The sequence below is a fragment of the Caballeronia sp. dw_19 genome, assembly GCF_018449515.1.
Lineage (GTDB): Bacteria > Pseudomonadota > Gammaproteobacteria > Burkholderiales > Burkholderiaceae > Caballeronia.
In genome coordinates, this window is sequence record NZ_JAAVUQ010000004.1 from 217,780 (window position 1) to 234,943 (window position 17,164).

The 17,164-nt window shown below is 59.9% G+C and carries 16 protein-coding genes; 10 read left to right on the forward strand and 6 right to left on the reverse strand.

Annotated elements, in window-relative coordinates:
* Nucleotides 1-4: 4 nt before the first annotated feature.
* Nucleotides 5-547: a flavin reductase family protein gene (locus HB376_RS07715; RefSeq protein ID WP_213762828.1), complete on the reverse strand. Its 543-nt coding sequence runs from the start codon at nucleotides 545-547 to the stop codon at nucleotides 5-7.
* 157 nt (nucleotides 548-704) lie between these two features.
* On the opposite strand from HB376_RS07715, the gene HB376_RS07720 reads away from it, so the two are divergent.
* The 7 genes from HB376_RS07720 to HB376_RS07750 all read left to right on the forward strand — a co-directional run bounded on the left by HB376_RS07720 (nucleotide 705) and on the right by HB376_RS07750 (nucleotide 8,313).
* Nucleotides 705-1,628: a LysR family transcriptional regulator gene (locus HB376_RS07720; RefSeq protein WP_213762829.1), complete on the forward strand. Its 924-nt coding sequence runs from the start codon at nucleotides 705-707 to the stop codon at nucleotides 1,626-1,628.
* Between the two features lie 222 nt (nucleotides 1,629-1,850).
* Nucleotides 1,851-2,993 carry an SRPBCC family protein gene (locus tag HB376_RS07725; RefSeq protein WP_213762830.1) on the forward strand — a complete coding sequence of 381 codons (1,143 nt, stop codon included), beginning with the start codon at nucleotides 1,851-1,853 and terminating at the stop codon, nucleotides 2,991-2,993.
* Nucleotides 2,994-3,064: 71 nt separating this feature from the next.
* On the forward strand, nucleotides 3,065-4,222 hold the full coding sequence (locus tag HB376_RS07730) for an ABC transporter ATP-binding protein (RefSeq protein ID WP_213762831.1): 1,158 nt from the start codon (nucleotides 3,065-3,067) through the stop codon (nucleotides 4,220-4,222).
* A 1-nt stretch (nucleotide 4,223) separates the two neighbouring features.
* On the forward strand, nucleotides 4,224-5,288 hold the full coding sequence (locus HB376_RS07735) for an ABC transporter substrate-binding protein (protein WP_213762832.1): 1,065 nt from the start codon (nucleotides 4,224-4,226) through the stop codon (nucleotides 5,286-5,288).
* Between the two features lie 125 nt (nucleotides 5,289-5,413).
* Entirely contained in the window at nucleotides 5,414-6,565 is a 1,152-nt protein-coding gene (locus HB376_RS07740) for an ABC transporter permease (protein ID WP_255631237.1), read from the forward strand.
* A 12-nt stretch (nucleotides 6,566-6,577) separates the two neighbouring features.
* Nucleotides 6,578-7,405, forward strand: a complete 828-nt coding sequence (locus HB376_RS07745; protein ID WP_213762833.1) for an ABC transporter permease — start codon at nucleotides 6,578-6,580, stop codon at nucleotides 7,403-7,405.
* Nucleotides 7,406-7,521: 116 nt separating this feature from the next.
* Entirely contained in the window at nucleotides 7,522-8,313 is a 792-nt protein-coding gene (locus HB376_RS07750; RefSeq protein WP_213762834.1) for a phytanoyl-CoA dioxygenase family protein, read from the forward strand.
* 202 nt (nucleotides 8,314-8,515) lie between these two features.
* Here the strand turns inward: HB376_RS07750 and HB376_RS07755 are convergent, their stop codons facing one another.
* On the reverse strand, nucleotides 8,516-8,815 hold the full coding sequence (locus tag HB376_RS07755) for a VF_A0006 family four-cysteine protein (RefSeq protein ID WP_213762835.1): 300 nt from the start codon (nucleotides 8,813-8,815) through the stop codon (nucleotides 8,516-8,518).
* Nucleotides 8,816-9,254: 439 nt separating this feature from the next.
* Here HB376_RS07755 and HB376_RS07760 point away from each other — a divergent pair, with 439 nt between their 5' ends.
* Entirely contained in the window at nucleotides 9,255-11,156 is a 1,902-nt protein-coding gene (locus tag HB376_RS07760; protein WP_213762836.1) for an EAL domain-containing protein, read from the forward strand.
* A gap of 127 nt (nucleotides 11,157-11,283) precedes the next feature.
* On the opposite strand, the gene HB376_RS07765 is transcribed toward HB376_RS07760, so the two are convergent.
* The 3 genes from HB376_RS07765 to HB376_RS07775 all read right to left on the reverse strand — a co-directional run bounded on the left by HB376_RS07765 (nucleotide 11,284) and on the right by HB376_RS07775 (nucleotide 12,937).
* A complete protein-coding gene (locus HB376_RS07765; RefSeq protein WP_213762837.1) occupies nucleotides 11,284-11,862 on the reverse strand; it encodes a hypothetical protein in 579 nt (192 codons plus the stop codon).
* Complete coding sequence (locus HB376_RS07770; RefSeq protein WP_213762838.1) at nucleotides 11,849-12,340, reverse strand: hypothetical protein; 492 nt, start codon at nucleotides 12,338-12,340, stop codon at nucleotides 11,849-11,851. The genes HB376_RS07765 and HB376_RS07770 overlap by 14 nt, the downstream gene beginning before the upstream one ends.
* Nucleotides 12,341-12,535: 195 nt before the next feature.
* A complete protein-coding gene (locus tag HB376_RS07775) occupies nucleotides 12,536-12,937 on the reverse strand; it encodes a hypothetical protein (RefSeq protein ID WP_213763052.1) in 402 nt (133 codons plus the stop codon).
* Nucleotides 12,938-13,169: 232 nt separating this feature from the next.
* Between HB376_RS07775 and HB376_RS07780 the strand changes: the two genes are divergently transcribed.
* Both HB376_RS07780 and HB376_RS07785 read left to right on the forward strand, forming a co-directional pair.
* Nucleotides 13,170-13,976: a DeoR/GlpR family DNA-binding transcription regulator gene (locus HB376_RS07780; protein ID WP_213762839.1), complete on the forward strand. Its 807-nt coding sequence runs from the start codon at nucleotides 13,170-13,172 to the stop codon at nucleotides 13,974-13,976.
* Nucleotides 13,973-15,124: an MFS transporter gene (locus tag HB376_RS07785; RefSeq protein WP_213762840.1), complete on the forward strand. Its 1,152-nt coding sequence runs from the start codon at nucleotides 13,973-13,975 to the stop codon at nucleotides 15,122-15,124. The genes HB376_RS07780 and HB376_RS07785 overlap by 4 nt, the downstream gene beginning before the upstream one ends.
* A gap of 1,154 nt (nucleotides 15,125-16,278) precedes the next feature.
* Here the strand turns inward: HB376_RS07785 and HB376_RS07790 are convergent.
* On the reverse strand, nucleotides 16,279-17,007 hold the full coding sequence (locus HB376_RS07790; RefSeq protein ID WP_213762841.1) for a DUF2968 domain-containing protein: 729 nt from the start codon (nucleotides 17,005-17,007) through the stop codon (nucleotides 16,279-16,281).
* Nucleotides 17,008-17,164 lie beyond the last annotated feature (157 nt).

A 17,164-nucleotide genomic window follows, 5' to 3' on the forward strand; every position in this document is an offset into this window, starting at 1 on the left:
TCGTTTAAAACGCCAGGAACTGGCCGTAGTCGCGCTTGCAGTAGAGCAAGGGCATGTGCGTCACCGGCGCGCGGGTGACAGCCGCCACTTCGCCGAAAAACACCGTGTGCGTGCCAATCACCTGCTGCGCCACCACGCGGCATTCAAGCGCGGCCACCGCGCCGTCGATAAGCGGCACACCCAGCGTGCCGGCCGTATTCGTGCAACAGGAAAAGTCGAAGGGCTTGGCCGTCGACGAGCGCCCGGCGAACGTATCCGCTATACCGCGTTGCGCTACGTTCAGCAGGTTCACCGCGAACACGCCGTTGGCCGCTACCGCCGCATTCGCCGGGCTGCGCGTGTTGATGCAGACCAGCAGCGTGGGCGGATCTGCGCACACTGAACTGCAGGCGCTGACCGTGACGCCGAAGCGCTGGTCGCCGCTGCCGGTCGTCACCACGTGAACCGAGGTGGAGTTCGACGCCATGGAATCCAGGAACGCAGCGCGCAAGGCGTCTACGTCCCTGACCTTGCCTTCACCTTCCGTTGAACTGTTGTCTCGTTGCATGTCGTCCCCCTCGCGTGTCCGCTAGCCTTTCGCAAAATCTACGCTCGGGCGACGCATCCGAAAAACATATTTCAAAAATGCAAATCATCGCTTTTGCCTATGCAAGCCCATTTATGTCCACGCACAATAAGCGCTAGAAAAGACCACGGGGCGGATCATGGAACCTGCGCAATTACGCTATTCGCTGCGTCAACTGAGGTACTTCGTCGTCACGGCGGAAGTCTTGTCGTTCACGGCCGCGGCCAAGCTGCTGCATATCTCGCAGCCGTCCATCTCCACCGCGCTGGCGGACCTGGAGGTGTCGTTCGGGGTCCAGCTTTTTATTCGTCATCACGCGAGCGGGTTATCCCTGACGCAGGCGGGCCGGGACATGCTCGGGCGCGCACGCGACCTGCTCAAGAACGCGGAGGAGCTGCAGACGGCCGCCAAGGAAATGGACGGCGGCATGTCCGGCGCCATCACGCTCGGCTGCCTCGTCTCGCTCGCACCGCCGCTCATGCCCGCGATGATGAGCCGCTTCCTCGCCGATCACGCGGGCATTGCGTTCCGTACGCTCGAAGCACATCAGGAGGATTTGCTGCGGGGCCTGCACGATGGTTCCCTGGATATAGCGCTTACTTACAACCTCGACCTGACCGACGACATCGCGTTCACGCCGCTGCTGTCATTGCCGCCCTATGTGATCCTGCCCCGGACACATAGGCTGGCACGCGCGCGCAGCGTCGCGCTGGCCGACCTGCGCGACGAGCCTTACGTCATGCTCGACCTGCCGCACAGCCGCGAATACTTCGCCGGACTCTTCGACGCCGTCGGTGACCGGCCGATTGCGGCGTTCAAGTCGTCACAGCCTGAAGTTGTCCGCGGCATGGTGGCGAACGGCCTGGGCTACAGCATCCTCAACTTCCCGCTCAAATCAAGCCGCACCGTGGATGGCGAAGACTTCGTGATCAAGCAGTTCAAGGACGAAGTGAACGCGACCACGCTGGGTATCGCCCAATCCAGAAGCATGAAACTCCGGCAAGTCGTCCAGCATTTCGCTGCGTTCTGCGAAGCGGAAATCAAGCGCCAGCATGGCAGCTGAATGGACGGAAATGCACGGGTAGGCACGGATTGAAGAAACCCGGCTAGATAGGAAAAAGCTTGGTTCTACATGCAAAAACAATATTTTGGCTGGTAATTTGACTTGATAGATTGATGTCCATGCAGCGAGCAACCCGTAGCCACGATTGAACGGGTTGCCACATTCACTGAATGGTCACTGAATGGGAAAGGAGGCGCGATGGGTTCTGCAACGGCATCCTCGATGACAACGTCGAACACATCCGGCGCTGGCCTGGACATCGTCCGCCAGTTGCAGGCCAACTGCGAACGCCCGTTCAGCGATGCACGCTCAATGCCGCCCGCGGTCTACACCTCGCCTGATTTCCTGGCGCTGGAACAAGAACGTATTTTTCGTCGTGAATGGCTGTGTGTCGGCCGGGCGAGTGCGCTTGGCGGAGCGGGCGACTATCTCACGGCCGATATCGACGGTCAGCCGATCGTCGTCCTGCGCGACGAGCACCTGGAGTTGAAGGCGTTTTCCAACGTGTGCCTGCATAGGATGTCAGTGCTGCTCGAAGGGCGCGGCAACACCCGGCGCATCGTATGTCCGTACCACGCGTGGAACTACACGCTCGATGGCAAGCTCCACGGCGCCCCCATGATGGAGCGCCAAAGCGGATTTTGTAAGGAAAACTACCTATTGCCCGCAGTGCGGTGCGAAGCCTGGCAAGGCTGGATCTACGTCACGCTCGACGCGAATGCACAGCCGGTCGCAGAGAAACTTGCCGGCCTCACGGATCTGATCGCCGACTACGGTATGGCCGATTACAAGGAAACATTCTACGAAGAGCACGTCTGGCATACGAACTGGAAAATCCTGGCCGAAAACTTCATGGAGAGTTATCACCTGCCCATGCTGCATCGGGCAACGGTCGGGCCGCATTCGCGTCTGGACGAGATGGAATGCCCACCCGGCAGTGATGCGTTCAATTACCACTGGATCACCAAGGAAGCGTCGCTGCCCATCGGCCAGGCGCATCCGGATAACCAGCGCCTTCAAGGCCATTGGCGCAAAACGACCGCGCTGCTCGCGATCTACCCGACTCATCTTGTCACGCTGACGCCGGGTTATTTCTGGTACCTCGTGCTGCAGCCGCTGGGAACGGGCCGCGTTCATATTCGCTTCGGCGGCGGGCTGGCGCCTGAGTTCATCGCGGATCCGTTGGCTGGGCAATACATGGCATCGCTGAAAGAGTTGCTGGACGCAGTCAACGAGGAAGACCGGCGAGGCGTGCAAGCCGTGTTCCGTGGCGTGCAGGCGCCGCTTGCAAAACCCGGCCATCTCAGTCACCTCGAACGGCCGAACTACGACTTCGCGCGTTATCTCGCGCAGCAGCTTGCCTGACGCACGAAGCACGAAGCACGCTGCAAGACATGCAACGCAACACCGATCTGAAACCCGGAGCCCAGGACACGATGTCAACCCACTCCTTCATCTCCTTCGCGGGCGTGAGCAAGACGTATGACGGCGTTCATTACGTCGTGGAGGGACTCGATCTCGACGTAGCGAAAGGCGAATTCGTCTCGCTGCTCGGACCGTCCGGTTCTGGAAAGACGACCACGTTAATGATGCTTGCCGGTTTCGAATCGGCAACTCAGGGAGAGATCCGCCTGAATGGAAAACGCCTCGACGATAAACCGCCACATCAGCGCGACATCGGCATGGTGTTTCAGAACTACGCGCTCTTCCCGCACCTCACGATCGAGCAGAACATTGCGTTTCCGTTATCGGTACGAGGCATTGGCAAGGCAGAACAAAAGGCGCGCGTGAAACGGGCGCTGGAGATGGTCGAGTTGCCGCAACTGGCTTCCCGCCGGCCGTCGCAGTTGTCCGGCGGACAGCAGCAGCGTGTCGCCCTCGCCCGCGCGCTCGTGTTCGAGCCGAGCGTGGTGCTCATGGACGAACCCCTGGGCGCACTGGACAAGCGGCTGCGCGAAACCATGCAATACGAAATCATGCGGCTGCATCGCGAGTTGGGATTGACGGTGGTGTATGTGACGCATGACCAGGCGGAAGCGTTGACCATGTCAGACCGGGTAGCCGTGTTCTCCGATGGCCGCATCCAGCAGGCAGCGACCCCTACGGAACTCTATGAAAACGCGCACAACGCGTTCGTGGCGAATTTTGTTGGCGAGAACAACGGCTTGACGGGCCGGGTGCTCGAACAGGACACAAGCTGGGCGACGCTGGAACTGCCGGGTGGCACGGTCATTCGCGGCCGCTGCGGGCGGGGTCTACGGAACGGCGAGGAAGCGATGCTGGCGCTGCGCCCGGAGCGCGCGCACATAGCGTCTGCTGACGCTGCGCAGAACGCCGCGGACACCAACCTGGTGAGCGCGCGCGTGGAAGAACTCGTGTATTGCGGCGATCACCACCGCGTTCACTTGAAACTCGGGGAGCTTGGTCATGGCGACAGCATCATCGTCAAAGTCCCGAATACGCAGCACCACGATCTTCCGTCACTCGGCAGTGCAACCGCCGTGGCATGGCGCCACGACGACTGCAAGATCCTCGCAACGGCCGCTACTATTACCCGCGGCCCTGCTCCGTCCTTCACCGCAGGAGTCCACTGACATGAAAGCAACACTCATTCGAACCGGTCTGACGGGCATCGCCGGACTCGCACTTACAGCGGCAAGCTTGTTCGCCGCCACCGCACATGCAGCGGATACCATCTCGGTCGTAACCTTCGGCGGCGCTTACGAGACCGCGGCGAAGAAAGCGTTCTTCGAGCCGTTCACGGCAGCCACCGGCATCGGCTTCTCGACTGAATCGTACGATGGCGGCCTCGCCAAGCTGTCGGCCATGGAACAGGCCAAGAACCCGACATGGGACTTGATCGACCTTGAATCCAACGACGCCATCACCGGTTGCGACGAAGGCCTGTTGCGCAAGATCGACCGGAAGTCACTCGGCAACACCAGCGCCTTCATCCCCGGTTCGATCATGGATTGCGCGGTCGCCGCCATGGTCTGGTCGACCGTGTACGCCTATGACACCACCAAACTCAAGACCCCGCCGACCACCATCAACGACTTCTTCGACCTGAAGAAATACCCTGGAAAACGCGGCTTGCGCAAGTCCCCGAAGGTGACGCTCGAATGGGCGTTGCTCGCCGACGGCGTGAAAACCGCCGATGTGTACAAGGTGCTCGGCACGCCCGCCGGCGTCGACCGCGCGTTCAAGAAACTCGACACGATCAAGCCGAGCATAGTCTGGTGGGAAGCCGGCGCGCAGCCGCCGCAGTTGCTCTCCGACGGCGCGGTGGTCATGACACAGGTCTACAACGGGCGTATTGACGACGCGGTGCACAAAGACCACAAGCCATTCGTATCAGTGTGGGATGGCCAGGTCTACGACTTCGAATGGTGGGGCATTCCGATGGGCGCGAAGAACGGCGACGCCGCAGCCAAGTTCATTGTTTCCGCCTCGACCGCACAAAGCTACGCAGACCTGACGAAGTACATTGCTTACGCGCCGCCGCGCAAGGACGCCATTCCTCTGATTGCGAAGGATCGCCTGAACGACTTGCCGACGGCTCCCGCCAACTTCAAGCATGCACTGCAGATCAACGCGAGCTTCTGGGCGGATAACGCCGACCAGATCAACAAGCGCTTCCAGGTCTGGCTGACACAGTAAGGCGACCCGTGACCGTGACAGTGACCAGCAATCTGCAGGAGCCGGCTGACGTATCCGCTAGCTCGGGGGCCGACGGACGGACGGCGTATGCGAAAACCCGTCGCCGGGCGTCGGCCCAGGCGCTCCTGCTTGCGTTGCCGCTGCTGTTGTTCCTGCTCGCCACCTTCATTGCGCCCATCGCGATCCTGCTGTCACGGAGTGTCGAAAATCGCGAGGTGCCGGTGAACCTGCCGGCATTGTCGCAAGCGCTCAAGGCATGGAACGGCGAAGGTGTGCCCGACGAGCACACGTTTGCCATCCTCGCAGCCGATATGCGCCGTGCGTCCGACGAAGGGCAATTGGGAACCGTCGCGCGGCGGCTGAATTTCTACCTGCCGGAGTTTCGCAGCTTGCTGATGCGCACCGCGCGCCAGTTGCCCGAGACTGCGCCACCCGCCTGGAAACCTGCGTTGATCGAACTCGATCCGCGCTGGGGCACGCATGACATCTGGCGCATCCTGAAGCGCTCCGCTGTGTCGCCTACGCCCGACTATCTGTTAGCCGCCGTCGACGCCACCGTCACGCCTGACGGTTCGATCGCCTCCCTGCCCGCTGACAGTTCCGTGTTCGTCAATGCGTTTGCGCGCACCGTATGGATCAGTGCGTCGGTCACGCTGCTGTGCCTCGTGCTGGGTTATCCGGTTGCGTATTTGCTCGCCACCCTGCCGGCGGCCAAAAGCAACCGCCTGATGCTGCTGGTGATCGTGCCGTTCTGGACGTCGCTGCTCGTGCGCACGACCGCGTGGTACGTGCTCCTGCAACCGGGCGGGGTCATCAACAGCTTGCTCATGGGGATGGGTCTCGTCAGCCATCCACTACCGCTCTTGTTCAATCGGACCGGCGTGTTGATCGGCATGACGCATATCCTCCTGCCCTACATGATCCTCGCGATCTATTCGGTCATGAAAAGCGTGTCGCCGGTGTATATGCGCGCGGCGCAATCGCTCGGCGCGCATCCGGTCACCGCGTTCATCCGCATCTATGTGCCGCAGACTTTGCCGGGTGTCGGCGCAGGCTGCTTCCTCGTATTCGTGCTTGCGCTCGGTTACTACATCACGCCTGCATTGCTGGGCGGCGCCGGTGACGAAATGATCAGCCAGTTGATTGCGGCGCAGACTAACGAACAACTCAACTGGGGGCTGGCCGGTGCATTGTCGGCGTATCTCGTGATCTTCACCGCCGTGTTCTATTTCGTGTTCAACCGGCTCGTCGGCATCGACCGGCTGCGCTTCGGCTAAGGGGCGGGACTCATGCAAAGCCAGCGCCATCTCGTACTCTCCGAACGCATTGCGTCGAAGTGGTTGCGCGTGCATTCGGCGCTCATCCTGTTCTTCCTGATCGCGCCCATCCTGGCCATCGTGCCGCTGTCGTTCAACACCGGCTCGTACTTTTCTTATCCGATGCAAGGCTTCTCGCTGCATTGGTATGCAAAGGCGCTCGGCAGCAGCGACTGGCAACGTGCGTTCCTCAACAGCATCGGCATTGGCACAGCATCCACGGTGCTTGCCACCTGCCTCGGCACGCTCGCGGCGCTGGGCCTGAGCCGCGCGAACTTTCCATTTCGCGCGGTCATCATGCCGCTGCTCATCTCGCCGATGATCATCCCCATCGTGGTCGTTGCTGCCGGGGTCTATCTGGTCTTCGCGCCGCTCGGTCTCGTCAATTCCTACGTTGGCGTCGTGCTCGCGCATGCGGCGCTCGGCACGCCGTTCGTGGTGATCACCGTGACGGCGTCCCTGCTCTCGTTTGACCAGAGCCTCATTCGCGCGGCGTCGGGACTCGGGGCAACGCCATGGATCGCCTTTCGCCGCGTCACGTTGCCGTTGATCGCACCGGCCGTGGCGACGGGCAGCGTGTTTGCGTTCGCCACCTCGTTCGATGAAGTCATCGTGATTCTTTTTATCGGCGGTCCGGATCAGCGGACCGTACCGCGCCAGATGTGGAGCGGCATTCGCGATTCGATCGATCCATCGATACTCGCGGTGGCCACCATGCTGATCCTGTTCGCGGTGGCGCTGTTCACCAGCATCAACTGGCTACGCGGACGCAGCGCGGCAGCGGCGTTACCGGGAAGCTAAAGGCTTTAAGGGAGCCGGTGTTCGCTTTGCCGGCTCGGTTCCTTCGCTAGCGGCAATCGCGTTTATACGAGACCGGACGCGCGGTGCCGATTGATCAATCGTTAAAGGAGAACAGCATGCTGGCAACAGAACGGGAAGCGTTCGATCGTGACGGCGCCGCCGTCTTGCGTGGGGTGTTCAAAGACTGGGTCGAGCCCTTGCGCGAAGGCGTGGAATACAACGCCACTCATCCGGGACCTTCGTTCAGGAACTACACGCCCGAAAAAACAACTGGGCGCTTTTTCGGCGACTACTGCAACTGGCAGCGCATTGAACCGTTCAGGGATTTTGTCGAGCACAGTCCGGCTGCATCGGTGGCTCAGGCTTTGATGGGCTCGCAGCGTGCACGCATCTTTCACGAACATGTGCTGGTGAAAGAAGCGGGTGCGGCGAAGCTCACGCCATGGCATCACGATGAGCCCTACTACTGCGTCAGCGCCGAGCAGGCCGTCAGCCTATGGATTCCACTCGATCCGGTGCCTCGCGAGACGTGCGTCGAGTTCGTGGCCGGGTCCCACAAGTGGGGAAAGCTGTTCCGTCCGCGCAAGTTCAGCGGCGTGGCGTATGACCACAAGTCGGACCGGCTGGAAGAGTTGCCGGACATCGATGCGAACCGGGATGCGTATCAAATCCTCGGTTGGGATCTGGAGCCGGGCGATGCCATAGCGTTTAACTTTCATACGGTACACGGAGCGCCGGGTAACGTAGGGGGCCAGCAATCGCGGCGTGTCGTTTCGTTCCGATGGCTCGGCGATGGCGCGCACTACGTGGACCGCGGTGGCGAGACCTCACCGCCCTATCCCGAACTGGCTGGCCGGCTTGCTTCCGGCGATCCATTGCCCGAAGCGGAGTTTCCGTTCATCGTCTAAGGCGTGTTGACGGTAGGCATATCCGGCGTTGGTCTCGCTGTTAACTTTTCGGGAGACCCGTTGACGTCCTGTCATTGGCGCGGGATTTGCCTGCTGCATTTAGGCCCTGGCTCAGCCCGGATGCTGAAGTTTGACGATGCGGCAGAAGGCGGTGAAGCGCAATAAATGGCCAAGGGCAGCAAGTGCCAAGGCCGATCTCAACTCAGCCGCTATTCGCCCGGCGACAGGCTGTTGCCACTTGTTGCGCAGCGTAGTCGTTCTCTATTCCTTGCAGATTCTGCACCAGACAAACGCGATAGTTTTTCTCGTTATTATTCAGGAACGCGCTTTCCTTATAGAGTTTTCGACACGACGTTGTAATCAGATCGGTCGCCTGTCTGCTCCTTACCCCTTTCAGCGATTGCATCACGCACTGGTTGTATGACGCGTCTTCGTTAAATGCCATCGCGATACCCGGAGCCGCAACCATCAACGCAACGAATGAGCAAATACCGCGCTTCATTTTTTGTCCTCCAAGTAAAAGACCGCACGGCATGATGCTCGATCTGAGTTCGCTAATGCACTCGCTTCGAGACAAGAATGAATCCGCCGCGTCATTCCCTGCATTTTACCTTCGGTCGCAAAGCGGACCTCACGGCTTAACGTCAGGGGCTCTACTCATGACGTCCCGGCTAGCCATGCTGCAGCGCAAACCAGACGTTAACCCGTATCATTTTCCGTAAGCCCGCGAAACGGGTCATCCTCCACTCCCCGGCATCGGCCTGGCAAGAGCCTTGGTCAAAAAAACGCCATTGTTCCGCCCTCTGATACTCCTGGTACCAGCAAGTCACGCGGGCGTAACATCATATTATTCGAACAACGGACACATTTACCGGGATAATTAGGGGCAGAAAAAAGCCAATCGCGCCGATAACCAAGTACCTAACTATATTGCGCATGCCATGGCGTTCAGTGAACCGAGGTTGCCGTTTTTCAAATGGCTAGCAGGATCCGCTCAAGACCTGAGCGCTGATAATAGACAGATATTGCTGTCAAACCTGTTCACCAGGACGACGTCGATCGCAATGGCGTCAGTTTGCGAGATCAGCGTTTGCGTCACCGCCTATTATCTTCATCCGGGCGTCGGCTACGCGTTATGGACGCTCGCCGTAATCGCGCTCCTGATCGTGCGCTTGTACCTGATCGCCATCTGTTGCAAGCGCAGCGCCCGCAACGAGCCCACGCCGACATCGCTGTTCCTGCTTGCCAGCGTCTTGTGGAGTGCGCTTCTCGGACTCGGCGCCCTCTTATGCAATATCAGCGGAGATCAGACACTTTTCCTGTTGGGCAACGTTTGCGCAGTGGGCGTGGTAGGCGGGCTGGCCGGCCGTAACGCAGGCATACCCCGGCTTGTCCTGATCCAGATCTCCGTCATCTTTACGCTGCTCGGAATCGGTGCTGCACTGTCTCCGGCTTCTGGAAAAATCGTCTTGTTGTTCCAGGCGCCGTTTTGCGCTGCCGGCTTTTTTACCGTTGCTATCCGCAGCAACAAGGACACCGTCGCGCTGCTGCTCGCGCAGGAAACCAGTAACCGCCTCGCCCGGCACGATAGCCTCACGGGCCTGCCGAACCGCGCCCGCATCAGCGAACTCTTGCTGAACCGTACCGATGCGGAGCCGGCGCTCAGGCCCGGATCATTCGCAGTGCTGCTGATCGATCTTGACGGTTTCAAGGCCATCAACGACAGCCTCGGGCACGCGGCCGGCGATCTGGTGCTTCAAGAATCCGCCAAGCGCTTGCGAGCGGTCTTGCGCCAGGGGGACGTCGTCGGCCGTCTGGCGGGCGATGAATTCGTCGCCATTTCCGGTAACGCCTCCGTCAGCGAAGAGGTCCGGCTGCTGGCGGATCAGATTGTGAAAACCCTTGGACGTCCATTCTTACTTAACGAGGTGCTGGTGCGAATTGGCGCTAGCGTCGGGATCTCGCAATATCCCGAGCACGGGGAAACGGGACCGCAACTCCTCATATGCGCCGACCGTGCGTTGTACGCGGTCAAGCGCAGCGGTAAAAGTGCCTTTGCCGTATTCGATGCCAAGGCGCACGCCTCCGACGACAGCTTGAGCCTCCTGCGAAGCGACCTGGAAGGCGCGCTTCAATCATTTGGCAGCGGCTTGCGGATGGAGTATCAACCGATCGTCAATCTGGCAAGCGGAGTGGTCACGGGACGGGAAGCACTGGTTCGCTGGACGCATCCCACTAGAGGCGAGTTGCCGCCCACGACCTTCGTTCCCATTGCAGAGCGAACGGGCCTGATCCTGCCGCTGGGGGAATGGGTGCTCCGGCGCTCCTGCGCGGAAGCGGCGCGCTGGCGCGAGCCGGTGGTCGTGGCGGTGAACGTATCGCCTGTGCAGCTGCGGGAAGATTCGTTCGCGGATCTGGTTGCGTCCGTCATGGAGGAGTCGGGGTTGCCGCCGTCGCGCCTGAACATCGAGGTCACCGAAACCGTGCTCATGAGCGACGATGTCCCGACCCGGCGCAACGTGCAAAAACTTCGCGCCATGGGTATCGGACTCGCGCTCGATGACTTTGGAACAGGCTTTTCCACGCTCTCGAATCTATGCCGCTTTTCGTTCGATACACTGAAGATCGACAGCTCGTTTGTGCGCGAATCCGTGCATCGACCGGAGTCGGCGGCGGTGGTTCGCGGGATCGTGGCGCTCGCCCACGAACTGGGGATTCCCACCACGGCGGAAGGTATCGAAACGTATGAGCAACTGAGCTTTGTGCGGGCTTGTGGATGTACCAGCGCGCAGGGATTTTTTCTTGGCCGCTCGGAGCGAATCGAGAGTATTTCGCAACTCTGAAAGTCGGCTGGATGGGGGTGGAGGGTTGGTTGTCGGTTGATTGCCGCCGGCGGTTTGCCCCTAAGGTTTGCTTCCACAGCTCTCGTGGATGCTTATGTTCGAGCTGCTTGGTAACGGACCGCTGCTTCTATTGAATTGGCACCGGGGCAGCGGCCTCGACCACGTCCTCTTCCATGGGATGCGTATGGGTCAGGCGGATTTGCTCGATCATCCTGGTTAAGACGTCGAAGGCCGTCTCGGGCGTGGCCTGCGGCGGGGTTGGTTTGTTCGGGTTTTGATGAGCGATCCAATCACGGTATTGCTTGATTTGCTTTACCTGTCCGATGAGCTCGGAGTCAACTTCGCCTTTGAAGAGGTTGAGAATCTCAACGAACCTCCAGTACTCGACCTCGCTTTCAAACTTCTCTGCCAGCTTGGTCGAGTACTGCTGCGGATATCCTGCGGCGAGCAGTCGGTTCGCCGTCTGGAGATGCTCGATGACGAATCGCTCGAATGTGGCAAACAGCGCCAAAATGGCGAGATCAGCAGCTTGTTTTGCTGCGTCTTCAAGGGCCGTATTGGCTTCCTCTGGAGTTGCCCCAATGAACTGGGTGCGACGGATGAGTTCCTCGTGCTGGATTTGAATGGTAAGCGTGGCAACCTTGAAGCAATCGCTCGCCACAGAGAAGGCCTTGTAGACTGGATCGAGCGGATTATTCGAATTCATAATCGGAAACGTCCGTGAACAGGTCAATGAACAAGTTTTCTTCAACGCGCTTTGCGCGACGAACGCGGGCCTCAATCCAGTACCAACCCTCTCTGTCGACTCTGGAGAGCATGGGTGTTGACGACGAGCTTGTGGATTTGCCCCCGACGACGGTTTGCGTCGAAAACTGCGGGCCCTTCCCAACGTAGAACAGGAACGCATGTCTTGTCACTCGACCGATCAGGTCAACTCTCCCTTGCGCGCCGATGATTCTCGACCCGACAGGCACGATCTTGGCCAGTGAAACACCTTCCTTTGATATGTAAAGGCTCGGCGCCTCATATTCGGCCATTCGCTCTTCTCGGAGCGTCACAACGTCGTATTCGACAGACAGACCACGGTCTTTGCACCAGCCACTCGCTTCCCTCAAGAAGGTTGCAACGCGTTGCACATACTCTTCCGAAGAAAGAAGCACGTGCTCAGATTTTGGTTCAGTCACTGCGTGTCCTTTGTATCGTCACAATCCGCGCACGGTGGCACGCCTGCACACGCCACTGTGATTCCTATATTGCCCCTACGGCGAGATAGGGACGCGCGTTCTTCACGCTCGCATTCCAGGCATCAGCGTACCACTCAACCTGTCGCAAAATTCGCCAATCAGGCACGGCGCCGGCCGGTTCCAGAGTGAGGGCATTCACTCCTCGCATTGCACATCCTCCCTTGGCACCACGATAATCACCGGGTACGTCCCGTGGTCGAGTTCCACGCGCGCGACCACGGCCATTGTCGCGCTGTCGATGTCGTCGTACACGCTGACTTTTTCATGCTGAAGGCTTGTGATGCCCGTACACCCGGACGCGCGACCCTCGTCGGAAACCTGGCATTGGATCGGGTTGTCTGCAAGGAAGCGATATCTGTCTCTGTCGGGCATCGCAAGATATTCGTGAATGCTCTGTGCCGATCCCCCCACGCCGGTGACATACCCAATGGCGCATTGCTGTTTGGGTGTGTCGCTGCCCTCGGATGTTTGGGCGTTCGCGGCCATGCTTGCGGTCGCGACGACCGCCGCCAGTGTCAATGCAAAGAGGTATCTCATGGAGCAAGTCACGGTTGTCTGATCGGAGTGCTCGATTGTAATGGCACCTTGCCCGAAGGGTTGAAAGCGAAGAACGGCTGCTCTTGCCAGATTCGCCGCGCTGGTCAGATCAGGTTTCACAGCCACGAAAGACGAACAAAAAAATTTGCCCACACTCGCTCGTTTACGATAACTTATGCTCACTTATGATCGATTTAGAGCAAACGAATAAATCCGGACAGAGACCGACAACATGCAAAGAAGCAGGCGTGACGCCGTAGACGGGTTGCTTCCCGACGAACGCGCAAAGCTGATTCTCGACAGGCTACGAACGCACGGCCGCGTACTGGCGACTGAACTCGCGCTCGAATTCAACACCTCCGAACACACGGTTCGCCGCCATCTGCGCGATCTGGCAGACGCGGGTCATTGCAAGCGTGTGTACGGCGGTGCGCTGCTGATCTCGCCCGCTGCACCGGCCGGGTCCACCCGTCTGCGCCAAGCGGCTGACCGCAAGGCCCAACTGGCCGTTGCGGCGGCATCCATCGTCCGGCCGCGGCAGATCATCCTGCTCGATGCCGGGTCGACCAACGTCGCTATCGCGGCCGCGCTTCCGGACAACGCCGATCTCACGGTCGTGACGAACTCCCCCGATGCCTGTTCGCGTCTGCTCGATCGCGCGGGTTTCGATGTCATTCTGATTGGCGGCCGGATGAGCGCGCGTGGAGCGGGGTCGCTCGGGGCCACTGCCCTTTTGCAGGTCCAGCAGATCAAGGCCGATCTGTGTTTCCTCGGCGCTTGCGCCATCGACCCGGACGAGGGCGTGGCTGCATTCGAGGCGGAGGAAGCCGAGCTTAAACGTGCGATGGTCAAATCGAGCGGTCAGGTCGCCATCGCGATCACGTCCGAGAAGCTGATGACAGCGGCGCCCTTTTTCGTGGTGTCGGCGTCCGGCATTGAGCATTTGATCGTGGAGGCGGATGTCTCTGCGCAGCGGCTAGGCGAGTTCGAAAAAATCTGCGGCAACGTGATCGTGGCGCATGCGAGGGCCCGATCATGAGACCTGTCGCTGAACGCATTGCCACCACGGCGGTGTTTCTTGCTAACGGGCTGGGCATTGGCGCGTGGGCCGTCGAAGTCCCGCGGATCAAGGAAGCTTTATCGCTAAATGATGCATCGCTCGGGATCGCGCTTTTCTGTTTTGCGTTGGGCGCGATTGTTGCCATGCCGCTTGCGGGCCGCCTCGCGCCGCGTTTCGGAAGTGGCCGCGTCACAGCATTCCTGGGCGTTGCATTTGTTATTGCGCTGCCCTTGCCCGCGCTGGTGCCGGACTTCGCTTTGTTATGCGTCGTGCTCTTTGTATTGGGCGCTGCGAATGGCGCACTGGATGTATCGATGAACGGACATGCCAGTGCGATCGAAGGCGAATGGCAGGCGCCGATCATGTCGTCGTTTCATGCGGCGTGGAGCATGGGCGGCCTGTTGGGAGCGGCGGCGGGCGCGGCGCTTCAGGCCAATGGTATCGGCACGATGGGCGGACTGCTGTTGCCTGACGTCGTTATCGGCGCACTCATTTTGATCAGCGCTGTACTTGCGCTGCGGGATATTGGACCGAGGGGATTAGCGTCGGCTAGCGGTTTTACTTTGCCTAGCGCGGGCGTCATGAAACTCGCTGCCCTTGCCTTTCTCTGCATGCTGGTCGAAGGCGCTGTGGCGGACTGGAGCGCGGTGTTCCTGCGCTCGGCGCTCGACACGCAAGCAAGCGCAGCGGCGCTCGGCTATTCGTCGTTTGCGTTCGCGATGGCGGCATGCCGCGTGGTCGGAGATGTATCGGTTCGACGCTTGGGCGCGAGCGTCGTGGTCGCGTTTGGAGGGCTTATCGCAGCGCTGGGCTTGGCGTTGGTGCTGGGTTATCCGAACGTGGTCACCGCTTGCGTGGGGTTCGCGCTTGTGGGGATCGGTCTGGCTAACATCGTGCCGGTGATCTTTAGTGCCGCGGGCCGTTCAACGACAACGCCGGCTGTTGGTGTTTCCATGGCCGCTACGGCGGGTTATGCCGGTTTTTTGGTGGGACCGCCGGTGATCGGGCTGGGCGCGGGTTTACTGGGTTTACGGCTCGCGTTGTGTGGGCTTTTGCTGGCTGCTTTGATCGTCTGTCTGGTGGGGGGGAAAGCCGTGAGCCGGGCTGGCGTCGAGCGGGTGGTTTAAACGCTAAGCGTTGGGCGTGGGACCTGCCGGTTGGGCGGTTTTGGGGTTAGTGGTCGAGGTCTATGCCGGGTTGGTCGGTTCCGGGGCTAGCGGTCGGGGTCTATGCCGGGTTGGTCGGTTCTGGGGCTAGCGGTCGGGGTCTATGCCGGGTTGCTGCTTTCGGCCGTGGCGGTCTGCCTGAGTCGGATTTTCTCTTTATCACTGTTAGCCACTGTGCGTGGCGGCACGTCATTTCTTTGTCCAAAGCGACAAAGAAACGAAGCAAAGAAAACGCTTTCAACCACGCTACCCTAAGTGTCCACAGCGTGCAGTTTCTATTCATAGGTGCCCCAAAAGCACGGTGCTCGCCAGAGCGGAGGATGTTTGAACCCCTCCTTCTCGCGAATCCTGACACGAACACGCTTCGCCCCGTACGCTCTCGGGCAAGCACCATTGCCAATGAATCCGCACGGCCTCACGCATTTTGGCTGCCGCACTCTTCCGCGTGTCAGCTACGTGGTCTGACCGTTATGTCGGTAGGTCGCAGCACCACGCGTGTTGCCGCTCCAGTTTTGGTGAGTCACCCGCGTGGTCCCCACAGTCATTTGCGTAAGTACGGCCTTACGCATCTTCGCGACCTCGTTTCCAGCAGGGTTGGCGATATGGTTCGAGGCGCGTACACATTTGCAGGGAGGTCGTCCGCGGATAGCGCGGGGTGCCCCTTGGGCAGGTTCAATCACTGGTGGCGAAGCGTGTGGGTATCCGTGTTCGGAGAAAGAGGGGTTCAAACATCCTCCGCTCTGGCGAGCACCGTGCTTTTGGGGCACCTATGAATAGAAACTGCACGCTGTGGACACTTAGGGTAGCGTGGTTGAAAGCGTTTTCTTTGCTTCGTTTCTTTGTCGCTTTGGACAAAGAAATGACGTGCCGCCACGCACAGTGGCTAACAGTGATAAAGAGAAAATCCGACTCAGGCAGACCGCCACGGCCGAAAGCAGCAACCCGGCATAGACCCCGACCGCTAGCCCCAGAACCGACCAACCCGGCACCAACCCCGACCGCAAACCCCAGAACCTAGCACCCCGGCATCGACCCTTGACCGCTAACCCCAGAACCGCCCACCCCAGCATAGCCCCCGCCCCCCCGGGAAAAACCTCCCGCCCCCTTCGCAAAACTCACTGCGGCATCAAATCCCCATCCGCCTGACGCTGAAGATCCTGCACCTTGGTCTGCAACGCACGCAATTCCGCTTGAGCCGCGTCCTGCTGCGCCCGCAACGTGATAATGGCTGCCTGCTGTTGCGCCTGACGATCAACGACCTGAGTTTGCTGCGCGCGCGCCACATCGACATCCGCTTGCAAGCGGCTCGCCCGGTTCTGCTGCAAAGCAATCAGCCGATCCGCGAAGGCGTTTTCAGCCTGTAACTTCTCGCGACGTATTTCCGAATCGGCAAGTTGGGCCGTGCTCTTCGCGAAGTCCGCATAAACCGCTTCGGCACGCGTATCGGTCTGCGTCTTGATCACGCGCCAAAACTTCTTTTGCTGGAACAGCGCGACGTAATACGTCATCTGGTCCGGATAGAACAACATGCTCGCGCCATAACTGCCGTTATAGGTCGTGCGCATCTCTATTACCTTGCCGTCACGGATCATCTGCTGCAACTCGGTAATGCTGCCGTTGCTGCCGTCGCTTCCATTACCCGGCGCCTGCGGTTCGTCAGCCGCGCCGTTGGTCAGCAAGCCACGCCGCGCGCTCGCATCGCCAAGCGCATTTCCCGATGCCGACGGCGAATCCTGCCGCGCAGGCGTTGCCGCTAATGCTGTTGTTGCGGCGCAAGCGGCCGTGCAGACCACCGCTCCTGCCCAGAGAACTACCCCGCGCTGCCATTTATTATTGGATTTCATGGAATTTCCGAGTTCTTTGAACAAAGCGAAACCGACCGGATTATGGCAGATAGAATGCGCCGATATTCATTGGCCACATCCAAAAACCGTGTTCTTTGAGTCGAAATCGAAGCAGCGGATAGTCCGTATACCCAGTGAACCAGTTGCGGCATGTGTC

Excerpts from the sequence above, each read along its gene's own strand:
- HB376_RS07715 (WP_213762828.1), bottom strand. The coding sequence starts at position 547 with ATGCAACGAGACAACAGTTCAACGGAAGGTGAAGGCAAGGTCAGGGAC.
- HB376_RS07720 (WP_213762829.1), top strand. The coding sequence starts at position 705 with ATGGAACCTGCGCAATTACGCTATTCGCTGCGTCAACTGAGGTACTTC.
- HB376_RS07725 (WP_213762830.1), top strand. The coding sequence starts at position 1,851 with ATGACAACGTCGAACACATCCGGCGCTGGCCTGGACATCGTCCGCCAG.
- HB376_RS07730 (WP_213762831.1), top strand. The coding sequence starts at position 3,065 with ATGTCAACCCACTCCTTCATCTCCTTCGCGGGCGTGAGCAAGACGTAT.
- HB376_RS07735 (WP_213762832.1), top strand. The coding sequence starts at position 4,224 with ATGAAAGCAACACTCATTCGAACCGGTCTGACGGGCATCGCCGGACTC.
- HB376_RS07745 (WP_213762833.1), top strand. The coding sequence starts at position 6,578 with ATGCAAAGCCAGCGCCATCTCGTACTCTCCGAACGCATTGCGTCGAAG.
- HB376_RS07750 (WP_213762834.1), top strand. The coding sequence starts at position 7,522 with ATGCTGGCAACAGAACGGGAAGCGTTCGATCGTGACGGCGCCGCCGTC.
- HB376_RS07755 (WP_213762835.1), bottom strand. The coding sequence starts at position 8,815 with ATGAAGCGCGGTATTTGCTCATTCGTTGCGTTGATGGTTGCGGCTCCG.
- HB376_RS07760 (WP_213762836.1), top strand. The coding sequence starts at position 9,255 with ATGGCGTTCAGTGAACCGAGGTTGCCGTTTTTCAAATGGCTAGCAGGA.
- HB376_RS07765 (WP_213762837.1), bottom strand. The coding sequence starts at position 11,862 with ATGAATTCGAATAATCCGCTCGATCCAGTCTACAAGGCCTTCTCTGTG.
- HB376_RS07775 (WP_213763052.1), bottom strand. The coding sequence starts at position 12,937 with ATGAGATACCTCTTTGCATTGACACTGGCGGCGGTCGTCGCGACCGCA.
- HB376_RS07780 (WP_213762839.1), top strand. The coding sequence starts at position 13,170 with ATGCAAAGAAGCAGGCGTGACGCCGTAGACGGGTTGCTTCCCGACGAA.
- HB376_RS07785 (WP_213762840.1), top strand. The coding sequence starts at position 13,973 with ATGAGACCTGTCGCTGAACGCATTGCCACCACGGCGGTGTTTCTTGCT.
- HB376_RS07790 (WP_213762841.1), bottom strand. The coding sequence starts at position 17,007 with ATGAAATCCAATAATAAATGGCAGCGCGGGGTAGTTCTCTGGGCAGGA.